This is a genomic window from Xanthobacter sp. DMC47, assembly GCF_056313845.1.
This window is the reverse complement of sequence record NZ_JBQUZM010000001.1, coordinates 2354209-2379396: the sequence shown is the minus strand read 5'-3', so window position 1 is coordinate 2379396 and position 25188 is coordinate 2354209. Positions and strand designations below refer to the sequence as shown.

21 protein-coding genes and 1 other RNA gene are annotated in these 25188 nt (G+C 69.5%); 8 read left to right on the top strand and 14 right to left on the bottom strand.

What is annotated here, in order from left to right:
- Nucleotides 1-88: 88 nt before the first annotated feature.
- Together ACT54R_RS10975 and ACT54R_RS10970 are read right to left on the bottom strand one after the other, a co-directional pair.
- Nucleotides 89-880, bottom strand: coding sequence for an RluA family pseudouridine synthase (locus ACT54R_RS10975; protein WP_476326158.1), 792 nt, complete (start codon nt 878-880; stop codon nt 89-91).
- Nucleotides 840-1409: an O-acetyl-ADP-ribose deacetylase gene (locus tag ACT54R_RS10970; protein WP_476326156.1), complete on the bottom strand. Its 570-nt coding sequence runs from the start codon at nt 1407-1409 to the stop codon at nt 840-842. Before ACT54R_RS10970 ends, ACT54R_RS10975 begins: the two co-directional genes overlap by 41 nt.
- A gap of 85 nt (nt 1410-1494) precedes the next feature.
- Between ACT54R_RS10970 and ACT54R_RS10965 the strand changes: the two genes are divergently transcribed.
- Nucleotides 1495-2022, top strand: coding sequence for a hypothetical protein (locus ACT54R_RS10965; protein ID WP_476326154.1), 528 nt, complete (start codon nt 1495-1497; stop codon nt 2020-2022).
- A 52-nt stretch (nt 2023-2074) separates the two neighbouring features.
- Here the strand turns inward: ACT54R_RS10965 and ACT54R_RS10960 are convergent, their stop codons facing one another.
- Together ACT54R_RS10960 and ACT54R_RS10955 are read right to left on the bottom strand one after the other, a co-directional pair.
- Nucleotides 2075-3115, bottom strand: coding sequence for a patatin-like phospholipase family protein (locus ACT54R_RS10960; RefSeq protein ID WP_476326152.1), 1041 nt, complete (start codon nt 3113-3115; stop codon nt 2075-2077).
- Nucleotides 3116-3131: 16 nt separating this feature from the next.
- A complete protein-coding gene (locus ACT54R_RS10955; RefSeq protein WP_476326150.1) occupies nt 3132-3914 on the bottom strand; it encodes a 3-hydroxybutyrate dehydrogenase in 783 nt (260 codons plus the stop codon).
- 310 nt (nt 3915-4224) lie between these two features.
- Between ACT54R_RS10955 and ACT54R_RS10950 the strand changes: the two genes are divergently transcribed.
- The 4 genes from ACT54R_RS10950 (at nt 4225) to ACT54R_RS10935 (ending at nt 7697) form a co-directional block, all read left to right on the top strand.
- Nucleotides 4225-4716, top strand: a complete 492-nt coding sequence (locus ACT54R_RS10950) for a Fur family transcriptional regulator (protein WP_476326458.1) — start codon at nt 4225-4227, stop codon at nt 4714-4716.
- Between the two features lie 116 nt (nt 4717-4832).
- A complete protein-coding gene (gene ispG / locus ACT54R_RS10945; RefSeq protein WP_476326148.1) occupies nt 4833-6158 on the top strand; it encodes a flavodoxin-dependent (E)-4-hydroxy-3-methylbut-2-enyl-diphosphate synthase in 1326 nt (441 codons plus the stop codon).
- A gap of 104 nt (nt 6159-6262) precedes the next feature.
- Entirely contained in the window at nt 6263-7150 is an 888-nt protein-coding gene (locus tag ACT54R_RS10940; protein WP_476326146.1) for a DUF2076 domain-containing protein, read from the top strand.
- A gap of 181 nt (nt 7151-7331) precedes the next feature.
- Nucleotides 7332-7697 (top strand): helix-turn-helix transcriptional regulator, encoded by a 366-nt coding sequence (locus ACT54R_RS10935; RefSeq protein ID WP_168458644.1) that lies wholly within the window; start codon nt 7332-7334, stop codon nt 7695-7697.
- A 105-nt stretch (nt 7698-7802) separates the two neighbouring features.
- Here the strand turns inward: ACT54R_RS10935 and ACT54R_RS10930 are convergent, their stop codons facing one another.
- The 8 genes from ACT54R_RS10930 to ACT54R_RS10895 form a co-directional block, all read right to left on the bottom strand.
- Entirely contained in the window at nt 7803-8249 is a 447-nt protein-coding gene (locus tag ACT54R_RS10930) for a hypothetical protein (protein WP_476326144.1), read from the bottom strand.
- 136 nt (nt 8250-8385) lie between these two features.
- Nucleotides 8386-8829 carry a Crp/Fnr family transcriptional regulator gene (locus tag ACT54R_RS10925; RefSeq protein WP_476326143.1) on the bottom strand — a complete coding sequence of 148 codons (444 nt, stop codon included), beginning with the start codon at nt 8827-8829 and terminating at the stop codon, nt 8386-8388.
- A 21-nt stretch (nt 8830-8850) separates the two neighbouring features.
- Nucleotides 8851-11499: an ABC transporter ATP-binding protein gene (locus tag ACT54R_RS10920; RefSeq protein WP_476326141.1), complete on the bottom strand. Its 2649-nt coding sequence runs from the start codon at nt 11497-11499 to the stop codon at nt 8851-8853.
- Between the two features lie 62 nt (nt 11500-11561).
- The gene (locus tag ACT54R_RS10915) at nt 11562-13748 is read right to left on the bottom strand and encodes a CHASE2 domain-containing protein (RefSeq protein ID WP_476326139.1); all 2187 of its coding nucleotides are present in this window, start codon (nt 13746-13748) and stop codon (nt 11562-11564) included.
- Nucleotides 13749-13991: 243 nt separating this feature from the next.
- The gene (locus ACT54R_RS10910; RefSeq protein WP_476326137.1) at nt 13992-15005 is read right to left on the bottom strand and encodes an esterase-like activity of phytase family protein; all 1014 of its coding nucleotides are present in this window, start codon (nt 15003-15005) and stop codon (nt 13992-13994) included.
- Nucleotides 15002-16900, bottom strand: a complete 1899-nt coding sequence (cobT, locus tag ACT54R_RS10905; RefSeq protein WP_168458638.1) for a cobaltochelatase subunit CobT — start codon at nt 16898-16900, stop codon at nt 15002-15004. Before cobT ends, ACT54R_RS10910 begins: the two co-directional genes overlap by 4 nt.
- Before the next feature lie 124 nt (nt 16901-17024).
- The gene (gene cobS, locus ACT54R_RS10900; protein WP_476326134.1) at nt 17025-18008 is read right to left on the bottom strand and encodes a cobaltochelatase subunit CobS; all 984 of its coding nucleotides are present in this window, start codon (nt 18006-18008) and stop codon (nt 17025-17027) included.
- A gap of 104 nt (nt 18009-18112) precedes the next feature.
- Nucleotides 18113-18724, bottom strand: a complete 612-nt coding sequence (locus ACT54R_RS10895; RefSeq protein ID WP_476326132.1) for a J domain-containing protein — start codon at nt 18722-18724, stop codon at nt 18113-18115.
- A 253-nt stretch (nt 18725-18977) separates the two neighbouring features.
- Here ACT54R_RS10895 and ACT54R_RS10890 point away from each other — a divergent pair, with 253 nt between their 5' ends.
- From ACT54R_RS10890 to gyrB, 3 genes are all read left to right on the top strand, one after another.
- Nucleotides 18978-19277 carry a BolA family protein gene (locus ACT54R_RS10890; RefSeq protein WP_476326130.1) on the top strand — a complete coding sequence of 100 codons (300 nt, stop codon included), beginning with the start codon at nt 18978-18980 and terminating at the stop codon, nt 19275-19277.
- A 30-nt stretch (nt 19278-19307) separates the two neighbouring features.
- Nucleotides 19308-20024: a 7-cyano-7-deazaguanine synthase QueC gene (queC, locus tag ACT54R_RS10885; protein ID WP_476326128.1), complete on the top strand. Its 717-nt coding sequence runs from the start codon at nt 19308-19310 to the stop codon at nt 20022-20024.
- A gap of 120 nt (nt 20025-20144) precedes the next feature.
- Complete coding sequence (gyrB, locus tag ACT54R_RS10880) at nt 20145-22571, top strand: DNA topoisomerase (ATP-hydrolyzing) subunit B (RefSeq protein ID WP_476326126.1); 2427 nt, start codon at nt 20145-20147, stop codon at nt 22569-22571.
- Nucleotides 22572-22616: 45 nt separating this feature from the next.
- Here gyrB and rnpB read toward each other — a convergent pair.
- Both rnpB and ligA read right to left on the bottom strand, forming a co-directional pair.
- Nucleotides 22617-22985: RNase P RNA component class A (gene rnpB, locus ACT54R_RS10875), an RNA gene on the bottom strand.
- Between the two features lie 60 nt (nt 22986-23045).
- Nucleotides 23046-25184, bottom strand: a complete 2139-nt coding sequence (gene ligA / locus ACT54R_RS10870; protein ID WP_476326124.1) for an NAD-dependent DNA ligase LigA — start codon at nt 25182-25184, stop codon at nt 23046-23048.
- Nucleotides 25185-25188 lie beyond the last annotated feature (4 nt).

The window sequence follows — 25188 nt, the reverse complement described above, 5'->3', positions numbered from 1 at the left end:
TCTCCCTTTCCTGCCCCTTCATTGGTCAGCTTAGCATGCAGCAAGTTCCGGGCCAGATTGCCCTTGCGGAAGGCGCTTCACAAATGGGTCAGGCCTTGCGCACAGCCGTCTCCAATTTGGCGAAGGCGACCTCATCGGCGGCGAAGCCCACGGCGGCCGGATCGAGGCCGAGGAGAGAAAGCGTCTCGCACATATGCGGCGGCAAAGGGGCGCTCACGTCCACCGGTGCCCCCGACTTGAGCGGCACCACCACCCGTCGCGAATGCAGATGCAGCTTCGGCCCGCCCGGCAGGCGGGAGGCGCCGCCATAGATGGCATCGCCGAGGATGGGCGTGCCGAGGTGCGAGAGATGCGCGCGCAGCTGATGGGTGCGCCCCGTGACCGGCGACAGGGCGATGACGGCGAGGTCGCCGGCCCGGTGCAGCACCTGATAGTCGGTGATCGCCTCCTGCGCGCCGGGCGATCCCTTGGGAACCGCCTGCATCCACCAGCCGCGATGCGGCGAGCGCTTGGCCAAGGGCTGGTCGATCCGCCCCGCCTCCGCCGACGGGGCGCCGAGGGTGACGGCCACGTAGGTTTTCCCCACGGCGCCGCTGGCGAACAGCTTTCCGAGCTGCGCCAGTGCTTTGGTGTGGCGGCCGAGCACGAGGCAGCCGGAGGTGTCCTTGTCCAGCCGGTGGGCCAGCTCCGGCGCGCGGGGCAGGCCGAAGCGCAAAGCATCGAGATGATCGGTCAGCGTCTCCCCGCCCTTCGGCCCGGCATGGACCGGCAGGCCGTAAGGCTTGTCGATGATGAGCATCAGCCCGTCGCGGTGGAGGAGCGGAAGATCCCGCCCGCTGTCAGGGGCGGGGTGCGATGCCGTGGGCGCGGAGGACGTCATGATGAAGGTCGGCGGAGCCTTGAGAGAAGCAACAGAAGACCACGCGGGTCACGCTGCCGGGGCCGACAAGATGGGCGAGGACGGCGCCGACCGCCAGTGGGGCGGCGCGCTCGGGCGGGAATCCATAGATGCCCGTGGAGATGGCGGGGAAAGCGATGGACGTGAGGCCGGCTTCGTCGGCGCGCCGGAGGCTCTCCCGGTAGCATGAGGCCAGCAGGGCCTCCTCGTTCGCGCCGCCGCCGCGCCAGACGGGCCCGACCGTGTGGATGACGTGGCGTGCCGGCAGATGGAAGCCGGGTGTGAGGCGTGCCTCGCCGGTCGGGCAGCCGCCCAATGTGCGGCAATACGCCAGCAAATCGGGTCCGGCCGCCCGGTGGATGGCGCCGTCCACCCCGCCGCCGCCGAGCAGGGAGCTGTTGGCGGCGTTCACGATGGCGTCAGAGGCGAGGCGCGTGATGTCGGCGACGATCACCGCGCAGCTCCATGCGCCGCGGTGCTCGGCGGACTCAGGGACGGGCGTTTCGTTCATGGCAGGCCGTGCTCTCGCAGTCTTACAATCCACATAATCGGCGGCGTAGCCATAAGGGTCGGAAAACAAGAAGGAGACCCGCCCCATGGCCCATCCCCGCAAGACGGAACGCCGCCTTCTCACGGATGCGGAAGTGGAACTGGTGGAGAAGTCCCGCCAGCCCGTGGTGACCGCCCTCGGCGACAGCGAGGTGAATGATCTCGTCGCCCAGCTGCGCGAGCGCCGCGACCGTGCCCTCACCATCGCCAACAACCAGCGGCGCGCGTTGCGCGGCAAGGGTGGTCGCGGTGAGGTGACGTTCGAGAAGGCCGATTCCGGCAACCGCCAGAAGGCCTCCGTGCTCACCGATGCGCTCACCCGGGCGCGCCGCGAGCAGAGCCGCCGCCGCACCCAGGCGGCCCGGGCCGAGCTGGTGGAGAATGCCCACAAGGCGCTGGAGCTGAAGCGGGATTCCAAGCGCGCCAAGCGCCCGGCGAACCTGCCGCGCCCCAACACGGGCATGACCCCCAAGGAACGCACGCGCCTACAGCGCATCGGCTCCGCCTCCGGCGAGGCCGGCCGCGTCACCAAGTTCGTGGCGGTGGCGCAGGCCAAGAAGGATTCGCGCGGTTAAGCTCTCGCGCAGCTAAGGACGCTTTCGGCAGGCCCGCCCTGGCGGGCTCGCCTCAGTCTGCCAGTTCCAGCCTCAGATCCAGCGTCGAGCGGCGGCCGAGGTCGTCGAAATGCTCGGCGAGGAAGGTCTCCGCCGCCGCCCGGCCGAGGTCGCGCAGGTGCTGGAGGAAGGACCATTCCGCATTGAGCTTGGAGGTGGCGTCGAGCGCTGCCAATTGATGTTCGCCGCCGATGCGGTGCAGCCGCACCCGGCGGAAGGGCGAGCCGCCCAGCGTCCAGCGGGTGATCAGCCCCTGCTCGATCAGCTTCGCCGCGTGGTCGACGGCGCGCAGCTGGGCGAGCAGCGAGGCGTTGAAGGTGATCTCGTTGATCCGGTTCTGGATTTCGCTGGCGGTGCGGGGCGTCGTCTCGCGCACCACCGGGTTGATCTGGACCAGAAGGATGTCGTCCGCGTCCGCCATCTCGTAGAGCGGGAAGAGCGGCGGATTGCCCATGTAGCCGCCGTCCCAATAGGGCACGCCGTCGATCTCCACCGCCTGGAACAGGAAGGGCAGGCAGGCGGAGGCCATCACCGCGTCCGCCGTCATCTCCTCGTGCCCGAAGATGCGGGCGCGACCGGTATGGACGTTGGTGGCGGAGATATAGACCTTCACCTGCGAGCGGCGGATCGCCTCGAAATCCACGTGTGCTTCAAGGATCTCGCGCAGCGGGTTGATGTTCAGCGGATTGAAGTCGTAGGGCGACAGGAAGCGCGAGGCGATCTCGAAGGCGAGATAGACCGGGTTCTTGGCGAGCGACCAGTTGCCCATGAGCCGGTCGAAGGCCGAACGCTGGATGGGCGACATGCGCCCGTCCCGCGACACGTCCTTCCAGAACTGCGCGAGGGCGTGGCGCGCCTCCTCCGGGTCGCCCTTGGCGAGCCCGGCCGCGAGCACCACCGCGTTCATGGCGCCCGCGCTGGTGCCGGTGATGCCGGCGATGGCGATGCGCTCGTCCTGGAGCAGGCGATCCAGCACGCCCCAGGTGAAGGCGCCATGGGCGCCTCCCCCCTGGAGCGCGAGGCTGAGCGGCTTGACGCCGTCGCGCCGGGTCACGGCCGGTGCTCCGGCGTCACTCCGCGACCCAGCCGCCGTCGATCTGCTGCATGGAGCCGGTGATGGAGCGGGCGTTGTCCGAGCACAGGAACACCGCCAGCGCCGCCACTTCCTCGACCGTCACGAATTCCTTGGTGGGCTGAGCGGCGAGAAGCACGTTCTTCTTCACTTCTTCCTCGGTCATGCCGCGCGCCTTGGCGGTGTCCGGGATCTGCTTCTCAACGAGAGGGGTCCAGACGTAGCCGGGGCAGATCGCGTTGACGGTGATGCCGAAGGTCGCGGTCTCGAGCGCGGCGGTCTTGGTGAAGCCGGCGATGCCGTGCTTGGCCGAGACGTAGGCCGACTTGAAGGGCGAGGCGACCAGAGCGTGGGCCGAAGCGGTGTTGATGATGCGGCCCCACTTCTTCGCCTTCATGCCGGGGATGGCGGCGCGGGTGGCGATGAAGGCCGCCGTCAGGTTGATAGCGATGATGGTGTTCCAGGTGTCGATCGGGAATTCCTCGATCGGCGCCACGTGCTGGATGCCGGCGTTGTTCACCAGGATGTCACAGGCGCCAAGCTCGGTCTCGGCGAGCTTCACCATGCCTTCGATCTCGTCCGCCTTCAGCATGTTGGCCGGCGAATAGAGCGCCTTCACGCCGAAATCGCTCTCGATGGCGGCACGCTCCTTCTCGATGGCGGCAGCGTCGCCGAGGCCATTGATGACGACGTTCGCGCCTTCCTTGGCGAAGGCCCGGGCGTAGGCGAGCCCGATTCCGCTGGTGGACCCGGTGACGACGGCGACCTTCCCCTTGAGCATGGCTATTCCCCGAAAAGGCGGCACGGCCCCTGCGGGGCCGGCGGCACGGTGTAGCGGAACGGTGTGACGCTGCTGTCACGCGGCGCCTGAACGCCGCATTGGCCCGCAAGATCATCACACGCAGGCGTGCCTGCGGCCGGCACATTGCAACGCCGTCCGCTGCGGTGCAATCCGGCGAGCGGGAGTTCCTGTCATGCTTGGCGTCGTCGGCACCGTGGCGAAACCGGCCGACATCCACTAGATTTGCCGGGTGACCCGCTCCGACGCCCATACCAAGGACCACGACCACGGCCAATGCGTGGCAGGCGCCATGTCGCGCGTGGAGGAGTGCTGCGCGCGCAAGGGCCTGCGCATTACCCCGCTGCGCCGCAATGTCATGAAGGCCCTCGCCGAGAGCCATGTCCCGCTCGGCGCCTACGAAATCGTCCAGAAGCTCTCGGACGCCGGCGACGGGGCGCCGCCCATGTCGGTCTACCGCGTGCTCGACTTCCTGGTGGCGGAGGGTCTCGCCCACCGCATCGAGAGCCGCAACGCCTTTCTCGCCTGCGCCCATCCCCACGATGATACCGACGTGGTGGTCTTCCTGATCTGCGAGCGCTGCGGCCTGACGCGGGAGGTGGCCTCCCACGCCATCGGCCGCGACCTCGCCTGGGCGGCGCGGGCCGCCGGCTTCGAGCCGCGCCAAAGGGTGCTGGAGGTGGCAGGCACCTGTGCCGATTGCCGGGACGCGACCTCTGCCGCACCGGCGCCTGCGGCCAAGGACCCGACCAGGCTCGCAGCCAAGGAAACCGCCGGCGGTTGATTCTTTCCCGCCCCCGGCCTACTCGAAACCCTGCCGCATAGACGTCCGTAATGCGGTCCACGCCTGCCCCGGCACCGTACACCTTGCGGACCGCCCGTCGTTCGAGGACCAGACCCATGACCAGCGCCGAAACCCTCGCCAGCGCCGCGCCCGTGGTTCCCGTCGAGCTGCTTGAGGCCGGTCCGGCCCGGCGGCGTGTGACGGTGGGCGTCCCGGTCGGCCGCGTGATGGTCGGCGGCGGGGCGCCGGTGGTGGTCCAGTCCATGACCAACACCGACACGGCCGACATCGCGGGCACCGTGCGGCAGGTCGCGGCGCTGGCCCGTGCCGGTTCCGAGATCGTGCGCATCACGGTGGACCGTGACGAGGCGGCGGCCGCCGTGCCGCACATCCACGAGAAGCTGCTGGCGCAGGGCATCGACGTGCCGCTCGTGGGCGATTTCCATTACATCGGCCACAAGCTCCTGGCCGATCATCCGGCCTGCGCGGAAGCCCTCGCCAAGTACCGCATCAATCCCGGCAACGTGGGCTTCGGCGACAAGAAGGACCGGCAGTTCGCCGCCATCGTCGAAACCGCCATCAGGCACGACAAGCCGGTGCGCATCGGCGCCAACTGGGGTTCGCTGGATGGCGAATTGCTCACCCGCCTGATGGACGAGAACGCCCGCCTGCCCCAGCCCGCAGAGGCGCGGGCGGTGACGCGGGAGGCGCTGGTGCGCTCGGCCCTGCTCTCGGCGGCGCTGGCGGAGGAGATCGGCCTCGGCCGCGACCGCATCATCCTCTCCGCCAAGGTCTCGGCGGTGCAGGACCTGATCGCGGTCTATTCGGAGCTGGCGCGCCGTTCGGACTACGCGCTCCACCTCGGCCTCACCGAGGCGGGCATGGGCTCGAAGGGCATCGTCGCCTCCACGGCGGCCATGGGCGTGGTGCTCCAGCAGGGCATCGGCGACACCATCCGCGTGTCGCTGACCCCCGAGCCCAACGGCGACCGTACCCGCGAGGTGCAGGTGGCGCAGGAAATCCTGCAGACCATGGGCCTGCGCACCTTCGTGCCGCTGGTGGCCGCCTGCCCCGGCTGCGGGCGCACCACGAGCACGGTGTTCCAGGAGCTGGCGCAGTCGGTACAGGACATGATCCGCACCCGGATGCCGGTGTGGAAGGCGCAATATCCCGGCGTCGAGACGCTGAATGTGGCGGTCATGGGCTGCATCGTGAACGGGCCGGGCGAGAGCAAGCACGCCGATATCGGCATCTCACTGCCCGGCACCGGCGAGACGCCGTCCGCCCCCGTCTTCATCGACGGCAGGAAGGTCGCGACCCTGCGCGGCGCCAACATCCAGGAAGAGTTCCGCCAGATGGTGGAAGCCTATGTGGAGAAGCGCTTCGGCCTCGGCGGGTCGAGCGTGGCCGACAGCGGCACCCCGGCCGACGCGGCGGAATAAACCCTGCTCCGCTACCGCGGCGTTACAAAAATTTCATGCGGGGAGCCCTTCCCCGGCCACGCTCGTCTGCTCATATCCTCGCCATCCACTCACCGGAGGCGGAAATGACCCCCGAGGAACGTGCCCTGATCGACGGCCTGTTCGATCGCATGCGCAGTGTTGCCAGCCAGCCGCGCGATGCGGAGGCCGAGGCGCTCATCGCGCGCCGTGTCGCCGAGGCACCCCACGCCACCTATGCCCTCGCCCAGAGCGTCCTGGTTCAGGAGCACGCTTTGCAGCAGGCCTATGGGCACATCCAGGATCTGGAAGCCCAGCTCGCCGACGCCGAGGCACGCGCGGCGGAAGCGCAGCAGCGCCAGTCGGGCTCCGGCGGCTTTCTCGGCGGCCTGTTCGGCGGCGGTCGTTCATCCGTTCCCGCCGCGGGAGCGCGGGATAATGGCCAGTATGCGAGCCAGCCCGCCGGTCAGCCTTGGGGGCAGTCTTCCAGCCAGCAGCCCGGCCAGCCCATGGGACTGCCCGCCGGCTATGGCCAGCAGGGCTACTCGCAGCAGAGCGGGTATCCGCAGCAAGGCTATCCCCAGCAGGGTGGATATGCCCAGCAGGGCGGACCCTGGGGCCAGCAGGCCGCGCCCCAGCCGCAGCGCAGCGGCGGCGGCTTCCTGCAGGGGGCGCTCGCCACGGCGGCGGGTGTCGCCGGTGGCGCGCTGCTCTATGACGGTATCAAGAACATGATGACCGGCGGTGGCGGCGCGGTGGCCCATGCTGCGGCTGCCGAGCTCGGCAAGCCCGAGACCCCCGGCACCGGCAATCTCGGCCAGGATGCGCAGGCGGCGCTGGGCGGGCAGAACGCGGGCACGGATAATTTCTGGAACGGCTCGAGCCAGCAGGAGGCCGGCTATGAAGAGGCCGGCCCCGAAGACGCCGGCTATGACGATATCGGCGACGAGGCCGGCTGGGATGACGGCGGCGGCGACGACAGCAGCTGGACCTGACGGCCCGACGAGATCTATCGATGACGGACGGCGGCGCCCTGCGCCGCCGTTTTCGTTTGCCGGGCAGGCTTCCCCCCATGGACTTGCCGCCCGTGATGGCGCTATCCGGGTGATGTGCGGGGCGCGGCCTTCCGGCCTGCCCGCGCGCCACGAAAACGGGTGGAACCACAAGGACCTCGGCATGACGCCCTTCGGACGCCGGGTGCGCGACCTGCGCGCCGAGCGCGGCGTAACCCTCACCGAGATGGCGCGGGCCATCGGCGTCACGCCCACCTATCTGTCCGCGCTGGAGACCGGCAAGCGCGGCAAGCCGACCTGGGCGCTCACCCAGCGCATCATCGCCTATTTCAACGTGATCTGGGACGAGGCGGAGGATCTCCAGCGCCTGGCCGAGCTGTCGCAGCCGCGGGTGGTGGTCGATACCGCCGACCTGTCGCCGCAGGCCACCGAGCTTGCCAACCTGCTGGCCCGCGAGATCGGCCACCTGCCGACGGAGGCGGTGGCCGAGCTTCTGGGGCGCCTCAAGATCCTGCGGCGCCGGGGGTAGCGCATTTTCAAGCGAAGTGGATTTCGGTTCACGTGAAGAAAATGCGTATCATCAAAGCTCGGAGCATGACTGCCGAACATGCTCCAGGCGGACGACGTCGCGACCTCACGGCTTGAGGCAGACCGCCACCACCTGCTTCACCGGATGCAGGCATTCCACCTCGGTCTTGTCGCCGCGGGCCGAGAAGACGGCGATGTGCTGCATGCCGCGGTCCACGTTCACGCAATAGCCGCCGATGACGCTCTCCCCCGTCTCGCAGGAGGCGAGGCAGCCCGCCTCGGGGCAGGCGGCGGCGCGCAGCGTGATGTTGGCCGCGCCCGGCGCGCCGGCGGCACCGGCCGGGCCGGCCGGACCTTGCGCACCCTGAGTGCCGGCCGGGCCAGCGGGACCGGCGGGACCCGCCGCACCAGCAGGACCCGCGGGCCCGGCAACGCCGGCAGGACCCTGTGCGCCCGCCGCACCGGCGGGGCCGGCCGGGCCAGGCTTGCCCTCGAAGCAGGCGGTGAGGCTCAGGGCCAAGGCGAGACCCACCACGGCTTTCATCATTCGCATGTGCGCACCCCCCAGGGACTTTCTGATTGGTGCTCCATGGTGGCGCCTTACCTTGCGGGATGCAAGCGGCGAAAGCGCCGGCGTGGCGGTAAAAGATGATCCGGCTCAGAGGTTTGGCGGGCACTGCGCTTCCGAGTCAGCCGCGCGCCTTCACCAGCGCGCGCGTGGTCTCCTGAAGGCGCAGCGCGAGGTCGCGCAGCACGGAGCGGGCGAGGGAGGGCGTCTTGTCCAGCAGCGCCAGGAACAGGTCGGACTCCATGCGCAGCACGCTCATGGGCGCGCCGGCGCGCACCGTGGCGCTGCGCGCCTCGCCGGTCAGCACGCCCATCTCGCCCACCACCGTATCCTTGGTAAGGCGGGTGATCTCGTGGGTGGTGCCGCCCGCCGTTACCTCGATGACCGCGGTGCCGTCCAGGATGACATAGGCGGCGTCCGGCGCTTCGCCCTGATGGAACAGCACGTCGCCCGGCGCCACATCCAGCCGTGTCGCGGAGAAGGCGAGCAGCCTGAGCTGGCTCGGCTCCAGATCGCGGAACATGGGAATGCGGGAGAGGACGCGGGCCTCGTCTTCAATGCTCATGACCTGATCCTTGTCGGCCCCTTACGTACCGGTGGCGGAGAGTTCCGCTCCCTCGATGCGCTCGATCTGCCCGTGGGCGAGCACGATCACCTGCGCGAACAATTCGAGCGGTTCGGCGGCATCCAGCACCACCAGCGTCGTGCGCCCCGCGCGGCGTTCGAGCACGGTCTCGATCAGCCGGCTCTGGTCGGACGGCGCCAGCGGGGCCAGGGCGTCGTCGATGATGAGAAGATCGGGCTCCGCCACGAGGCAGCGGGCGAGGGTGAGCTTGCCGCGTTCGGCAGCCGAGAGGGGCAGTCCGCCTTCGCCCAAGGCCACGTCGAGGCTCAGACGTTCCACCTGGACGATGAAGCCGTCCTGCTTCAGGCAGTCGCGCACCAGTTCGTCCACCATGGCGGCGGCGCCGGCGCGGTCGGCTGCGATGCGCCCGAACAGGAGATTGTCGCGCACGGTCAGCGCCCGGCAGTAGCTGTCCGGCTGGTAGCGGGCGAGCGGCGTGCCGGACACCGCCTTGAGGTAGGCGAGCTGCGCGCGGGCGGCGAGGGCTCGCTGCTGCCAGTCCTCGTCGATGAGGCCGAAGCGGTGGCGCGGCTCGCAATAGCGGCCGGCGACGCGCAGCAGCAGCGCGCGCTCCTCCGGGGCCAATCCGACGCCGGTGCCGGCATGGGCGAGGAGGGTGCGCGCGCTGGTCATCTCCTCCGCGCGCAGCAGGCCCTTGGTATCGATGTCGGCGATCGCGTCCTGCCCGCCGGCCAGCTCTGCGAGGGTGCGCAGGGTGCTGAGGCCGAGGGCGGTCAGATCGTCGGCGACGCCGAGCCGCTCCAGCTCGGGCATCAGGCCCGGATCGGAGAGGAGCGAGGCGGCGCCGCGCGTGTCGTTCAGCGGTGCCGCGAACAGGATGTTTTCCGCCAGCGTCATGAAGCGGTTGAAGGCGGCGAAGCGGAACGGTTCGATCAGCACGCGTCCCGTCTCCTGCTGGCGGCGGGAGATGGCGTCGGTGACGGCGGCGCGGGCGGTCACGATGCGTTCCGCCAGCGCCGGGCTCGCCTCCGGGTCGAGCCGGCGTTCGAGGCCGAGGCGCACCACGAGGTCGCCCAGCCCCGCGAGGCCGAGGGCGGCGAGGATCGACCGGTCGAGCTGGACGGCGTCGTCGAGGCCCGAGGGCTCGGGCTCGGTGGCGCCGGGCGCCGGCCGGCCGGGGTGGCGCTCCAGCGCGCACAGCATGTTCTCGCGCAGGGACGCGTTGAGCACGATGGGATCGCCGCCGGCATAGGCGACATGCCGGCCGATGACGGATTCGGGGACGCTCGCCAGATCGTGCCCGCCGATGCGCACCGTGCCGCTGTAGAGCGAAATGGCGCGGCCGCAGACGCGCGCCACCGCGTGCTTGCCGCCGGCATCCGGCCCCTTGAGCGCCACCGCCGTGCCGGCGGGTACATCGAAGCTCACCCCGTCGAGGATTAGGCTGCCCGCCGGGTCCACCACCCCGAGGTCTGCGATCTTCAGCGCGCCGTCGAAGGGCACGCCCTCCCAGCCGGTGTCGTCCTGTGAGCCCTTGGGCCAGACTTCCTGCGTCTCGAGGTAATAGCGGGCGAAATCGTAGCGCACCTGGGCGACGACGCGCTTCTCGTCCCAGTCGATCAGCTCTTTCAGCGGCTCGGGAATCTGGCCATAGGCCGCCACCACCGCCACCAGCTGGCCGATGTTGATGGCCCCCGTCAGCGCCAGCCAGCCGCCGACGAAATAGAACACCAGCGTCGGCACGTCCGACATGAGCAGGTTCAGCACACGGTCGGTGAAATTCTGCCGCTTGAGGTCGAGGCTCGCCTCCGACACCACGGCCAGCCGGCCGTCCACCGCGGCACGCTCCCAGGGGCTCGTGGCGAAGCCGTGGACGAGGGGCAGGCGGTCGATGCCCGCCATCACCCGCTTTCCAAGCGCCACCGCCTCGCGCTGATAGACCTGCAGCTTGTGGGCATTGTCGCGCCGCTGGATGCCGAGCAGAACGTAATTGAGCGCGAGGATGCCAAGGGCGCAGCCGCCCAGCGCCGAATTCTGGGTGAAGATGAGGAGCGTCGCCGAGCCGATGAGGCCGGCGGACTTCAGGGGCTGCGCGAAGGCCATGCCGGCAAAGGGGGAGATGGGCCCCACCTCAAACCGCAGCATGTTGCCCACTTCCATCGCCTTGCTCTTCATGGGTGCTTCGGGGCGCAGGCGCTGGATGACGTCGAACAGCTGGCGGCGCAGTCCGACGATGATCCGCTCGCCGAGCCGGGCCTTCGCCATCTCGATGAGGCGCGAGATGTGCTGCTGGATGAGCTGCAGCGCGAACAGCAGCGCCGCAAGGCCGGCGAGGAGCCCGAAGGCCGAGACCTCGAAGCCGGTGAGATCGAGGATCATCCCGCCGCCGAGGAAGTCCGGCCAGGTGAGATCGAAGTCGAACAGCTTGGGGACCGTCCCGCCGATGGAATCGGTGACGCCGTTGACGATGAGCCGCGGCAGTTCCAGCGAGGCGTAGTTGAACGGCAGCAGCAGGAGGACGAGGGCGAACAGCTTGATGTGGGACAGCGGCTCGGCGCGCCACAGATACGTGAGCACATCGCGCGGGAGCGCTTCCCGCGTCGCCGGGGCCGTTCCACCGTTAGGGGAGGCTCGATCCGTGCCGCTCATCACGACTTTTCTGCAGGCGCTCTAGCGTGTTGGCAAGGGGTAACGATTGCCGGACGGCGGGTTCAGCCGGAAGCAGCAGGCGCGGCTGCCGGGTCCGCCGCACCCCGGCACCTCTCGGCATACAGGCCATAGAAGCGCCCGAGCCGCGCCGGGGCGCTCGCCGCCAGTGCCTCCGCAAGGGCTGCCGCCTCTCCGAAGCTGCCGGCGCCGTAAGCGGCCATCAACGCGCCGTGCCGCTCTTCCAGCCGGGAGAAGGCTGCCGACCGCGAGAACTCCGGACCGCCGGCGAGGAGATAGAGCTGGCTCGCCTTGGACTTGCCCTTGAGCATGAGCAGGTCGGCTTCGAGGAAAGCGAGGTCGCCCGCTGCCTCCCGCGTCGCCTCGGAGACGAGGATGTCCACGCGCATCGACTTGGTGGCGCCCTCGATGCGGGAGGCGAGGTTCACGTCGTCGCCGAGGCAGGAGTATTCGAGCCGCTGCGCCGAGCCGAGATTGCCCACGCAGCACGGGCCGGTGGCGAGCCCGATGCCACAGCGCACGGGGTGCCACGGCCGCCCCTCCGCCTCCGCCGCACGGCGCCACTCGTCGTTCAAGGCTTCCAGCCGCGCCGACATGGCGAGCGCGCAGAGCGCGGCGTTGCGGGCGTGGGCGGCATCGTCCACCGGCGCGTTCCAGAAGGCCATGATGGCGTCGCCGATGTATTTGTCGATGGTGCCGCCATGGGCGAGCACCACCTCCGTCATGGGCGTGAGATAGGCGTTCATGAAGCGCGTGAGGGCCTGCGCGTCCATGGTCTCGGACAGGGAGGTGAAGTCGCGCAGGTCGCAGAACAGGATGGTGATCTCGCGGGTCTCGCCGCCGAGCACGAGGCGTTCAGGGTTTTCGGCGAGGCGCTCCACCACCTTGGGCGAGACGAAGCGGCCGAACACCGAGCGCACCCACTTCTTCTGCCGCTGCTCGTCGCGATAGAGTGCGAGCACGCCGAAGCCATAGACTGCGAGGATCGCGGCGCCGGGTCCCATGGGATCGAGCAGCAGATCGAGCCGGGTGAAGGCGAGCCACGCCCCTGCGCCCAGCGTCGCCACCACCGCGAGCCCGAGCACCCCGGCCCCGGGAGCCGAGACGCGGGGCAGCACCAGCGCGAGCAGCAGCCCGAGCAGGCCGGTGAGCACGATCTCGGCCCCGCGCGCCCAGTCCGGCCGCACGAGGCGGGCACCGGCGACGATGTGCTCGATGAGCTGGGCCTGGATTTCCACACCGGGCACGGCGGCATCGAGGGGCGTCGCGCGCGTGTCCATCAGCCCCGGCGCGCTGGAGCCGACGAGGAGGATGCGTCCCTCCACTTCGGCGGACGGCACCTTGCCGTCCAGCACGTCGGCGGCGGAGAGGAAACGGCGGGGATCGGTGGCGGTGAAGCGCACCCGCACCTCACCCGAGGCGTCCGTGGGCACGTCGAGGGCGCCGATCTTCACCGCCGTGATGCCTGTCTTGGTGCCGAAGGCCTGGTCGCCGCTGGCGTTGGAGGCGCGCACCACATAGGTGGACGCGCCCTGCGCCACCCTTAGCGCCTCCGCCGACAGGCTCGGCACCAGCTTGCCGTCGAGGCCGAGCAGGATGGGCACGCGGCGCACCACCTGGTCGCGGTCCGGCAGCCAGTTCAGCGCGCCGATGCCGCGCGCGGCAGCGGCCAGCGCCGGCAAGGGCGCGACGGCGCCGGAGAAGCCCGGTACGAAGCCGCGCGGATCGTCGCCCGCGCTGGCCATGCCCCATTTCTCGGGATAGGCGCCGCCCGTGCCGTGGGTGAGGATGGCGCCGAGGACCGAAGGCGCTGCCATGAGCGTCGCGGCCAGCTGTTGGTCGGAACTGTCGCGGCCGGCGAGCGCCGCCTCGGCCGGGGCGCGGGCCTCGGCGGGCAGCAGCTTCACCACGGCGGCGGGATCGAGTCGGTCCGGCTCGGAAAACACCATGTCGAAGGCGATGGCCGCCGCGCCGAGGTTCGCGAGCTTCTGCGTCAGTTCGGCCACCGTGGTGCGCGGCCACGGCCACTGGCCCACGCGGGCGAGGGAGGCATCGTCCACGTCCACCACCCGCACCGGCAGGTCGGGGTCATACGGGCGGGGCGCGGCGCGCTGGTAGAGGTCGAACAGGCCGTTGCGCAGGTCCACGAGCGGCGCCGGATTGGCTCCCATCACCAGAAGGCCGGCGGCAAGGGGGCCGCCGACGGCGAGCCAATAGAGGCGGGACCACATGCGGCAGGCGAATTCCGTTGCGACGGCGGGAGCCTAGCGTATTTTCAAGCGAAGTGGATTCCAGGGTGCTGGCGGCAAGGGGCAGAGCGGATGCCCCCTCTCCCCTTGTGGGAGAGGGTCGGGGTGAGGGGTGTGGGCCCTTTGTCCGAACGGTTGAGCAAGCGGAACCAGCCCCCTCACCCCCGGCCCCTCTCCCGCGAGGGGAGAGGGGAGTCACCTGGCTGGTGGGGGCGCAGGTCTGCCTCAATCCTCCGATACCGCGAAGCGCAGCAGGATCGTGCGCTGAAGCGGGCTGAAATTGTCGTCGGAAATCATGGTCAGCAGGATCTCGCCGGCGGCGCTGCGGGTGACGCCGAGGCCTTCCATGTTGTCGATCTCGTATCCCATGTCGAAGCGGCCCAGCACCTCACCGGTGATGCGCGCCCCCGGCTTCACCTCGCTCGCGGGGAAGCGGCGGAGCTGCATGCTCACGCCCTCCAGCGGGGTGTAATGCCGCTCCAGAAGGTAGAAATTGCCGTCCGGCCCCAGCGCGAGGTCGGTGGCGTCGAAGGGGCCGCTCTTGGTCACGGTAAAGGTGCCGGGGGCGGGACCGCCGATGATGAAGCCGGGCAGGTCGTCCGCCTTCTTCGCCCCTTCCTCCCCGATGGCGACGAGCGCGCCCTTGAGCGGGCCGGAAGGCATATAGGCGAGGCTTTCGAGGCCGGTGTTGCGCCTCAGCCCCTTGATCGCCGGCGCCGGCACGAGCGTGCCACGCCTGCCGAGGGGATCGCGCGGGTAGCGCCAGATCTCGTTGATGGTCTCCATCGCCACATAGGCGGCATCCGGCGCGAGCGTGACGGATTCCACGTCCTCGCGCGCATTGTCCGCCTGCACCCGGCCCTCGGCGTCGAGCAGCGCCGCCGCCTTGACGTCGGCGAGGCCGGTGGGGCGCTCATTCTCGGTAACGAGGCGGCCGGAAAGGAACAGGCCGGCATCGGTGATGGCGACGAAGTGCCCGTCCTGCTCAAGCGCGAAGCCGGAGATGCCGCCGAAGCCGGGAAAGGACGAGGTCAGCACGAGCCCGCCGAGGAAGGTCAGCGGCCCGAACTTCGTGAGTTCGTCCCCCCGCTTGAAGGTGGCGACGGGCTGCGCGGCGACCGTGATGGCCACCGGCTCGGGCGGCAGCGCGCCCGGCTTGGAGAAGGCGAAACTGAACAGCAGCGCGCCGCCGAGCGCCCCGGCGGCGACAAAGCCTGCGGCGCGCAGGCGCCGTCTCAATGCAGGCGGCCGCCGCGCGGCGCTCCCCTGCCGCCGCCTCCGGGCGTTTCCTCGAACAGCTCGGCGAGCTTCTCGGTCATCACCCCGCCCAGCTCCTCGGCGTCCACGATGGTGACGGCGCGGCGGTAGTAGCGCGTCACGTCGTGGCCGATGCCGATGGCGATCAGCTCCACCGGCGAGCGGGTCTCGATCTCGGTGATGATGTGGCGCAGGTGGCGTTCCAGATAATTGCCGGCGTTTACCGAGAGCGTGGAATCATCCACCGGCGCGCCGTCGGAGATCATCATCAGGATGCGCCGCGCCTCGGTGCGGGCGAGCAGGCGCTTGTGCGCCCAGTCCAGCGCCTCGCCGTCGATATTTTCCTTGAGCAGGCCCTCGCGCATCATCAGGCCGAGGTTGCGGCGCGCCCGGCGCCAGGGGGCGTCGGCGGACTTGTAGATGATGTGCCTGAGATCATTGAGGCGGCCGGGCGCGGCGGGCTTGCCGGCCGCGAGCCAGGCCTCGCGGGACTGGCCGCCCTTCCAGGCGCGCGTGGTGAAGCCCAGCACCTCCACCTTCACGCCGCAGCGCTCCAGCGTGCGGGCGAGGATGTCGGCGCAGGTAGCGGCCACCGTGATGGGCCGGCCGCGCATGGAGCCGGAATTGTCGATGAGCAGCGTCACCACCGTGTCGCGGAAGTCGGTGTCGCGCTCGCGCTTGAAGGAGAGCGCGGCCATGGGGTCCATGATGACGCGTGGCAGGCGCGCGGGATCGAGCACGCCCTCCTCGAGGTCGAACTCCCAGGCGCGGTTCTGCTGCGCCAGCAGCTTGCGCTGCAGGCGGTTAGCGAGGCGCGCCACGACGCCCTGGAGGTTGGCGAGCTGCTTGTCGAGATAGGAGCGGAGCCGCGTCAGTTCCTCCGGGTCGCAGAGGTCCTCGGCGGAGGTCTCCTCGTCGAACTTGGTGGTGAAGGCGTGGTATTCCGGCCCGCGATTGTCGTGCGTCATCGGCGGGCGGGGCGACCACGGCTCGGCCGGCTCCTCGCTGTCGCCCATCTCGGTGCCGTCGGGCACGTCGGCGGGGGGCGCGGCCTCGCTCTGGGCGGCGGAGTCGGGCATTTCCTCTTCGGAAAGCTCGGCCTCCATCTCGGTGGCGCCCTGCTGGCTGTCGTCCTCGCGGCTCTCGCCGTTCTCGCCACCCTGCTCCTCGGCGCCGCCCTCGTTCTCGGCCTCCTCGGGCTCCTGCTCGGTGTCGAGGCCGCTTTCCTCGCCCATATCGAGGGAGGCGAGGAGATCGCGGGCGATCTCGCCGAACTTCTTCTGGTTCTCGATGCTGTCGAGGAGCCGGGCGAGGTCGCCCTCGGCCCGTTCCTCGATGAAGGGGCGCCACAGGTCGACGACCCGGCGGGCGTCGGGGGGCGGGGGCTCGCCGGTCAGGCGCTCGCGCACCATCAGGGCCACCGCATCGGCGATGGGCGCCTCGGAGCGCTCGGTGATGTCGGCGAAATTGGCGCGGTGGTAGCGGTCCTGCAGCATGGCCGCGAGGTTGCGCTTCACCCCCGGCATGCGGTTGCCGCCGATGGCTTCCACGCGTGCCTGCTCCACCGCCTCGAACACGCCGCGGGCGACCTCGCCCTGGGGCAGCATCTTGCGGTGGACGCCGGGGTCATGGCAGGCGCGGCGCAGGGCGAGGGAATCCGCATGGCCGCGCACGATGGCGGCATCCTGCAGGGTGAAGCGGCGCGGCGGCTCGGGCAGGCGCACCCGGTCCGGGCCGAGCGCGGGACGCTCGGAGGCGAAGGACACCTCGAACTCGGAGACGCCGGCGATGGCCTTGAAGCAGCCGGTGACGGCGCGCTTGAACGGCTCGGCGGGAGCTTCCTTGGGGGCCTTGCCGGTGGTGCGGTTGGTGGCCATGGCGCGTGCTTCTTCGGCTCTTGCGTCTTGTCGGATGCGCTTCGGGCGAGGCGCGTCCTGCGGGGCGACAGGCCGCGCCGGGGCGCAGCCTGTTCAATGCAAGGCGCGGCTGAGCCGCACCGGTTCAGGAGAGAGCGACGTTCACGGTGCTCTCGGCCAGCTCCTGGCCGAAGCAGCGCTGGTAGAACTCCGCCACCAGCGGGCGCTCCAGCTCGTCGCACTTGTTGAGGAAGGTCACGCGCAGGGCGAAGGCGATGTCGCGGAAGATGTCCGCATTCTCGGCCCAGGTTATGACCGTGCGCGGGCTCATGACGGTGGAGAGATCGCCATTCATGAACGCCTGCCGGGTCAGGTCCGCGAGGCGGACCATGCGGTTGACCGTATCGCGGCCTTCCACGTTCTGGAAGTGCTTCGCCTTGGCGAGGACGATGTCCACTTCCTTGTCGTGGGCGAGATAGTTCAGCGTGGTCACGATGGACCAGCGGTCCATCTGCGCCTGGTTGATCTGCTGGGTGCCGTGATAGAGGCCGGTAGTGTCGCCGAGGCCGATGGTGTTGGCGGTGGCGAACAGCCGGAACGCGCCGTGCGGGCGGATCACGCGGCTCTGATCGAGCAGGGTCAGCCGGCCGGAGGACTCCAGCACGCGCTGGATCACGAACATCACGTCCGGGCGGCCGGCGTCATATTCGTCGAACACGAGGGCGACGTTGTTCTGGTAGGCCCAGGGCAGGATGCCGTCGCGGAATTCGGTGACCTGCAGGCCATCCTTCACCACGATCGCGTCCTTGCCGATGAGGTCGATGCGCGAGATGTGGCTGTCGAGGTTGATGCGCACGCACGGCCAGTTCAGCCGCGCCGCCACCTGCTCGATGTGCGTGGACTTTCCGGTGCCGTGGAAGCCGGTGACCATCACGCGGCGGTTGCGGGCGAAGCCGGCGAGGATGGCGAGGGTGGTCGGCCGATCGAACAGATAGTCCGGGTCCAGCTCGGGCACATGCGGGTCGGCTTCGGAGTAGGCCGGGACCTCCATGTCGATATCGATGCCGAACGTCTGGCGAACCGACACCTTCATGTCCGGCATCGGGGCAGTGGTCTCCAAACCGCTCATAACTCCTCCGTCGGCGCGCCCCGCGCGCCCCTTTTCGTGTTCGTGTCCATCGCGGCGCGGTCCAAGGGGGCCGCCTCCGCGTCGCCGGCGATCCTGAGGACCGCTCAGCAGAAACCTGCCTGCTTGAGGCTGTTATAGGCCTGAATGACGCTGCGCAGGCGATCCTCCGACGACCGGTCGCCGCCGTTCGCGTCGGGGTGGTGCAGCTTCACCAGTTCCTTGTAGCGGGCCTTGATCTCGACCGCGCTGGCCGACATGTCGAGGCCCATCACCTCCAGCGCCCGCCGCTCGGCGGTGCGCACGATCTTCCCGTCGGGCTCCGGCCGGTCGGTGCGGAAGGCGCCGCCCATCTCGGCCGTGAAGCCGAAGGGGTCGCCCATGCCGTCGGTCGCGTCCGCGCCGGCGCGGCGGCCGCCGGCCCCCTTCATGCCCATCTTCCACGTGGGCCGATGGCCGGTCAGCGCATCCTTCTGGTAGGCATACACCGCATCGTCGGTCATGCCCGAGAAATAGTTGTAGGACTGGTTGTACTCGCGCACGTGGTCCAGGCAGTAGGACCAGTACTGGCCTTCCTGGTGCCGCCCCTTGGGCGCCTTGTGCGTGCCCTCCGCCGCGCAGCCCGGCCATTGGCAGCCTGTCAGCGACATCCGGCTGCGGGGCCGGTCGTCGGCGGGCTTGACCCGGATGCGGTCGAAGAGGGGGGAGTCGAGTTTCATGGCTGGTCGATTATGTGCGCCGTTCCGCGACGCGGCAAGGAATTGCGGTGCAGCGCGCGGAGAAAGCGCAGTTCCACAGGGGTAGCAGGGGATGCAGTCGGGGCAGTCAGGTCAGGCACGGAGGCGGCTGAGCCGGTCTCATCGTGGCCGAGGGTGGCAGGCCGCGACAAGCCCCATATAATGCCGCCCACGCGGGAGCGCCATAACCGGCCGTCCCGTTTGGTCCCTTCCATTGCACAGAAGCCCTTTCATCATGTCCGAAACGTCTCTTGCCTCCATCCGCCAGACCCTCGAGGCCGGCCTTACCCCCCTCGCGCTCGAGCTTGAGGACGAAAGTCACAAGCATGCGGGCCATGCCGGCGTGATGCACGATCACAAGGGCGCCAACCGCGGCGACGGCGGCATCACCCACCTTCGGGTGCGGGTGGTCTCCCCGAGCTTCACCGGCAAGAGCCGGGTGGAGCGGCACCGCATCGTCAATGGCCTGCTTCAGGGCGAGATCGCGCGCGGCCTGCATGCCCTCGCCATCGAGGCCAAGGCCCCCGGCGAATGATCTTGAATTCGGTAAAGAGGTCGCCTGCGCATGGCTGAGGCCGCGTTGCATCGGGAGGAGGGCGCGCTCGTCCTCTTCTCCGGCGGGCAGGATTCCGCCACCTGCCTCGCCTATGCGCTGGAGCGCTTCGGACGGGTGGAGACCCTCGGCTTCGACTATGGCCAGCGCCACGCGGTGGAGCTAGAGCGTCGCCCGGTGCTGCGCGCCGCCTTCCGCGGCCTCAATCCGCTGTGGGCTGCGCGGCTCGGCGACGACCATGTGCTGGACCTGCCGGTGCTCGGCCAGATCTCCGACACGGCGCTGACCCGCGACGTCGCCCTCCATATGGAAGCGAACGGCCTGCCGAACACCTTCGTGCCCGGCCGCAACCTCGTCTTCCTCACCTTCGCCGCCGCCCTCGCCTACCGCCGGGGGCTCCGGCACATCGTCGGCGGCATGTGCGAGACGGACTTTTCCGGCTATCCCGACTGCCGGGACGACACCATCAAGGCCATGCAGGTGGCGCTGAACCTCGGCATGGAGAAGCGCTTCGTTCTCCACACGCCGCTTATGTGGATCGATAAGGCCGAGACCTGGCGCCTGGCGGAGCATCTGGGCGGCCGCCCGCTGGTGGATCTCATCGTCGAGGAGACCCACACCTGCTATCTCGGCGATCGGGGCCACCGCCACGCCTGGGGCTATGGCTGCGGCGAGTGCCCCGCCTGCAGGTTGCGAGCAGACGGATTTGCACGCTACAGCGCCGGCTGAATGACCCCTAAATGGCCGTCGAGCCTTGGAAAACGCAGGAAAACAAGCGCGACCGCCACCAAATAGCCGCCGCTTTGCGCTAGATTTGCAACACGTACCAGAACCGAATCGGAAGTTTCCATGGCCGAACCCGTGCCCGCCGCGTCGCCCGACGACTACGGCGCCCAGTCCATCCAGGTGCTCAAGGGCCTCGATGCGGTCCGCAAGCGTCCCGGCATGTACATCGGTGACACGGACGACGGCTCGGGCCTGCATCACATGGTTTACGAGGTGGTGGACAACGCCATCGACGAGGCCCTGGCCGGCTGGGCGAAGGAAGTCACCGTCACGCTGGAGGCCGACGGGTCGGTGACCGTGACCGACGACGGTCGCGGCATTCCCACCGACCTCCACCCGGAGGAGGGGGTCTCCGCCGCCGAGGTCATCATGACCCAGCTGCACGCGGGCGGTAAGTTCAACCAGAATTCCTACAAGGTTTCCGGCGGCCTGCACGGTGTGGGCGTCTCGGTGGTGAACGCGCTCTCGACCACGCTCGACCTCACCATCTGGCGCGACGGCAAGGAGCACTACATGCGCTTCCGCCACGGCGACGCGGAGGCGCCGCTCAAGGTGGTGGGCCCGGCGCCAGCGGGCAAGCGCGGCACCAAGGTGACCTTCCTGCCGAGCCCCGAGACCTTCACCCGCATCGAGTTCGATTACGCCACGCTGGAACATCGCCTGCGTGAGCTGGCCTTCCTCAATTCCGGCGTGCTCATCGTGCTCACCGACGCGCGCGGCGCCGAGCCGAAGCGCGAGGAGCTGCACTACGAGGGCGGCGTCGAGGCCTTCGTGAAGTATCTCGACCGCAACAAGACCGCGCTCATCGCCAAGCCCGTGGTGATCCGCGCCGAGAAGGACGGCATCACGGTGGAGGCCGCGCTCTCGTGGAACGACGGCTACCACGAGAACGTGCTCTGCTTCACCAACAACATCCCCCAGCGTGATCGCGGCACCCACTTCACCGGCTTCGCCGCCGCGCTGACCCGGCAGGTGCTGGGCTATGCCAACACCTCGGGCATCTCCAAGAAGGAGAAGGTGGACCCCACCGGCGAGGATTGCCGCGAGGGCCTGACGGCCGTGCTCTCGGTGAAGGTGCCGGACCCGAAATTCTCCTCCCAGACCAAGGACAAGCTCGTGTCCTCCGAGGTCCGCCCGGTGGTGGAGAACCTCGTCGGCGAGGCGCTCGCCAACTGGTTCGAGGAGAACCCGGTCGAGGCGAAGAGCGTGATCGGCAAGGTGGTGGAAGCCGCCGCCGCCCGCGAGGCCGCCCGCAAGGCGCGCGACCTCACCCGCCGCAAGAGCCCGCTGGACGTGGCTTCGCTCCCCGGCAAGCTCGCAGACTGCCAGGAGAAGGACCCGGCCAAGTCCGAGATCTTCATCGTCGAGGGTGACTCGGCCGGCGGCTCCGCCAAGCAGGGCCGCGACCGCGCCTTCCAGGCGGTGCTGCCGCTGCGCGGCAAGATCCTCAACGTGGAGCGCGCGCGCTTCGACAAGATGCTGTCGTCCGAGCAGATCGGCACGCTCATCACCGCGCTCGGCACTGGCATCGGCCGGGACGATTTCGACATCGCCAAGCTGCGCTACCACAAGATCATCATCATGACGGACGCCGACGTGGACGGCGCCCACATCCGCACCCTGCTGCTGACCTTCTTCTTCCGGCAGATGCCGGAGATCGTGGACGCGGGCCACCTCTTCATCGCCCAGCCGCCGCTCTACAAGGTGGCGCGCGGCAAGTCCGAGACCTACCTCAAGGACGAGAAGGCGCTGGAGGACTACCTCATCACCACCGGCCTTGAGGAAGCCTCGCTCCATCTCGCCTCCGGCGAGGTGCGCACCGGCGCGGATCTCGCCCATGTGGTGGACGTGTCGCGCCAGCTGCGCAGCGCGCTTGCCGGGCTCCATCCCCGCTACAACCGCGCGGTAGCCGAGCAGGCTGCGCTGGCCGGCGCCTTCGCCCCCGCAGCGCTGGAGGACGAGGCCACCGGCACCGCCGCGGCCGCGGAAGTGGCCCGTCGCCTCGATGCGCTGGCGGACGAGACCGAGCGCGGCTGGACCGGCCTCTGCGACGAGACCGGCTATGCCTTCTCCCGCACCGTGCGGGGCGTCGCCGAGGTGGCGCGGCTCGACCACGCCTTCATCGCCTCCCCCGAGGCACGCCGGCTCGACACCCTCGCCCGCGACCTCGACGGCGTGTTCGCCGCCGCCGCGACCCTGAAGCGGCGCAGCGACGAGCAGGTGCTGTTCGGTGCCGTCGACCTGTTCGACGCCGTCACCGATTCCGGCCGCAAGGGCCTCTCGCTCCAGCGCTACAAAGGCCTCGGCGAGATGAATCCCGAGCAGCTGTGGGAAACGACGCTGGACATCAACGCCCGCTCGCTCCTCCAGGTGCGCGTGAAGGAAGTGGACGCCGCCGACGACCTCTTCAACCGCCTGATGGGCGACACGGTGGAACCCCGCCGCGAATTCATCCAGGAGAACGCGCTGCGCGCCAGCGTGGACGTGTGAGGGGACGCGGACGGGCGCCGCGTCACTCTTTCGATTTCTGAGGGAAACACCAGCCGGCCTGTAAGCCGGGTTCTGTACGGCGGGCTTGCACCCGCGTGGCGACCATTCCTCTGGGACGCCGGTTGCCCGGCGCCTCTAGCAGTCAACCCGGACGGCGCCCCGTAGACAGGGGTGGTTGCCCGTGCCGTCCCTATTCGACTTTGCTCCCGGTGGGGTTTGCCGTGCCGCTTCCGTTGCCGGTCGCGCGGTGGGCTCTTACCCCACCGTTTCACCCTGGCCCGTGCACGCACGGGTGGTTTGATTTCTGTGGCACTTTCCCTGGGGTCGCCCCCGCCGGACGTTATCCGGCACCGTGTCTGCGTGGAGCCCGGACTTTCCTCGACACCGAAATGCCGCGGCCGCCCGGCCGGCTGGTGCGGGAGGAATGGGGGTTTCGGGCGGGGGCGTCAAGGGGCGTGAGCCGGCGAAGCGCCCTCACCCCACCAGCTCGAACCACTCATCCTCGGTGATGACCCTCACCCCCAGCGCCTGCGCCTTCTCAAGCTTCGAGCCCGCGCCGGGGCCGGCGACCACGAGGTCGGTCTTGGCGGAGACGGAGCCCGCGACCTTGGCGCCCAGCCGCTCGGCCATGGCTTTCGCCTCGTCGCGGGTCATCTTCTCCAGCGAGCCGGTGAAGACCACGGTCTTGCCGGCCACCGGGCTCTCGGCGGCGATCCGCTCCATGGGGGAGGGCGTCACCTCCGCCAGCAGGGCCGCGACGACCTCGCGGTTGCGCGGCTCGTGGAAGAATTCGATGACCGCTTCCGCCACCACGTCGCCCACGCCGTCGATGGCCAGCATCTCCTGCCAGGCCTCATTGCCCTTGGGGTGTTCCTCGCCCGGGATGACCGCGGCCAGCGCGCCGGCTTCCAGCGCTTCCACGGTGCCGTAATGGCGCATCAGGCGCTTGGCGTTGGTCTCGCCCACATGGCGGATGCCGAGCGCGAAGACGAAGCGGTCCACGGCCACGTTGCGGCGGGACTGGATGGCGGCGAACAGATTGGCCGCCGAGGTCTTGCCCCAGCCCTCGCGGTTTTCCAGCCGCTGGAGGGAGCGAGCGTTGCGGGCTTCCAGCGTGAAGATGTCCGCCGGCGAGGCGATCAGCCCCCAGTCGTAGAAGGCGCGCACCTGCTTTTCGCCCAGCCCCTCGATGTCGAAGGCGTTGCGCGATACGAAGTGGCGCAATCGCTCCACCATCTGCGCCGGGCAGATGAGTCCGCCGGTGCAGCGGCGCACGGCATCCACCTTGCCGGATTTCGTATCCACCTCCCGCACCGCGTGGGAGCCGCAAGCCGGGCAAAGCGTGGGGAATTCATAGGGCTTCGACCCCGCCGGCCGCTTCTCCTCGATCACCCGCACCACCTGCGGGATCACGTCGCCGGCGCGCTGGACCACCACCGTGTCGCCGACGCGGATGTCCTTGCGGGCGATCTCGTCCTCGTTGTGAAGGGTGGCATTGGCGACCACCACGCCGCCCACCGTCACCGGCATCAGCTTGGCGACGGGGGTAAGGGCGCCGGTGCGGCCCACCTGGATGTCGATGGCCTCCAGCACGGTTGTCGCCTGCTCAGCCGGGAATTTGTGGGCGATGGCCCAGCGCGGCGAGCGGGAGACGAAGCCGAGGCGGCGCTGCAGATCGAGCCGGTCCACCTTGTAGACCACGCCGTCGATGTCATAGGGCAGGCTTGCCCGCTGCGCCTCGATGGAGCGGTAATGGGCGATCAGCTCCGCCGCGCTGGTCGCGCGCACCATGAGCGGATTGGTGGAGAAGCCCCAGCGGGCGAAGGCTTCCACCATGCCGTGCTGGGTCTCGGCCGGCAGCGGCGTCGCCTCGCCCCAGGCATAGGCGAAGAATTTCAACGGCCGGGAGGCGGTGATGGCGGGGTCGAGCTGGCGCAGGGAGCCGGCGGCGGCGTTGCGCGGATTGGCGAACACCTTCTCCTCCGCCGCCGCCTGCCGGGCGTTCAGGGCCTCGAAATCGGCCTTCGCCATGTAAATCTCGCCGCGTACGTCGATGACGTCCGGCACACCGGCGCCATGGAGCCGGTTGGGGATGTCGTCGATGGTCCGCACGTTGGCGGTGACATCCTCGCCCTCGGCACCGTCGCCGCGGGTGGCGGCGACTTCGAGGCGGCCGTCCACGTAGCGCAGCGAGCAGGACAGCCCGTCGATCTTGGGCTCGGAGGTGAAGGCGACTTCCTCCTCCGCCCCGAACCCGAGGAAGCGCTTCACCCGCGCTACGAATTCCTCCACCTCCGTGTCGGAGAAGGCGTTCTGCAACGACAGCATGGGCACGCCATGCACCACCTTGCCGAACTTCTCGGACGGCGCTGCGCCCACCTTGGCGGATAAGCTGTCCTCGCCGACGAGGCCGGGGAAACGTGCTTCGATGGCCTCGTAGCGGCGGCGCAGGTCGTCATATTCCGCATCGGAGACGACCGGCGCGTCCTCCCGGTAATAAGCTGCGTCATGGCCCCGGATCTCCTCGGCGAGGGCCGCGTGCTCGGCGGCGGCGTCTGAGGGGGAGAGATCCTCCACCTTGAGGGAGCGCAGGGGCAGGGCGGGCTTGGTCATCGTC

Bases quoted from the DNA above. Each gene is read 5' to 3' on its own strand.
- ACT54R_RS10975 (WP_476326158.1), bottom strand. From the start codon at position 880: ATGACGTCCTCCGCGCCCACGGCATCGCACCCCGCCCCTGACAGCGGG.
- ACT54R_RS10970 (WP_476326156.1), bottom strand. From the start codon at position 1,409: ATGAACGAAACGCCCGTCCCTGAGTCCGCCGAGCACCGCGGCGCATGG.
- ACT54R_RS10965 (WP_476326154.1), top strand. From the start codon at position 1,495: ATGGCCCATCCCCGCAAGACGGAACGCCGCCTTCTCACGGATGCGGAA.
- ACT54R_RS10955 (WP_476326150.1), bottom strand. From the start codon at position 3,914: ATGCTCAAGGGGAAGGTCGCCGTCGTCACCGGGTCCACCAGCGGAATC.
- ACT54R_RS10950 (WP_476326458.1), top strand. From the start codon at position 4,225: ATGTCGCGCGTGGAGGAGTGCTGCGCGCGCAAGGGCCTGCGCATTACC.
- ispG (WP_476326148.1), top strand. From the start codon at position 4,833: ATGACCAGCGCCGAAACCCTCGCCAGCGCCGCGCCCGTGGTTCCCGTC.
- ACT54R_RS10940 (WP_476326146.1), top strand. From the start codon at position 6,263: ATGACCCCCGAGGAACGTGCCCTGATCGACGGCCTGTTCGATCGCATG.
- ACT54R_RS10935 (WP_168458644.1), top strand. From the start codon at position 7,332: ATGACGCCCTTCGGACGCCGGGTGCGCGACCTGCGCGCCGAGCGCGGC.
- ACT54R_RS10930 (WP_476326144.1), bottom strand. From the start codon at position 8,249: ATGCGAATGATGAAAGCCGTGGTGGGTCTCGCCTTGGCCCTGAGCCTC.
- ACT54R_RS10925 (WP_476326143.1), bottom strand. From the start codon at position 8,829: ATGAGCATTGAAGACGAGGCCCGCGTCCTCTCCCGCATTCCCATGTTC.
- ACT54R_RS10920 (WP_476326141.1), bottom strand. From the start codon at position 11,499: ATGAGCGGCACGGATCGAGCCTCCCCTAACGGTGGAACGGCCCCGGCG.
- ACT54R_RS10915 (WP_476326139.1), bottom strand. From the start codon at position 13,748: ATGTGGTCCCGCCTCTATTGGCTCGCCGTCGGCGGCCCCCTTGCCGCC.
- cobT (WP_168458638.1), bottom strand. From the start codon at position 16,900: ATGGCCACCAACCGCACCACCGGCAAGGCCCCCAAGGAAGCTCCCGCC.
- cobS (WP_476326134.1), bottom strand. From the start codon at position 18,008: ATGAGCGGTTTGGAGACCACTGCCCCGATGCCGGACATGAAGGTGTCG.
- ACT54R_RS10895 (WP_476326132.1), bottom strand. From the start codon at position 18,724: ATGAAACTCGACTCCCCCCTCTTCGACCGCATCCGGGTCAAGCCCGCC.
- ACT54R_RS10890 (WP_476326130.1), top strand. From the start codon at position 18,978: ATGTCCGAAACGTCTCTTGCCTCCATCCGCCAGACCCTCGAGGCCGGC.
- queC (WP_476326128.1), top strand. From the start codon at position 19,308: ATGGCTGAGGCCGCGTTGCATCGGGAGGAGGGCGCGCTCGTCCTCTTC.
- gyrB (WP_476326126.1), top strand. From the start codon at position 20,145: ATGGCCGAACCCGTGCCCGCCGCGTCGCCCGACGACTACGGCGCCCAG.
- ligA (WP_476326124.1), bottom strand. From the start codon at position 25,184: ATGACCAAGCCCGCCCTGCCCCTGCGCTCCCTCAAGGTGGAGGATCTC.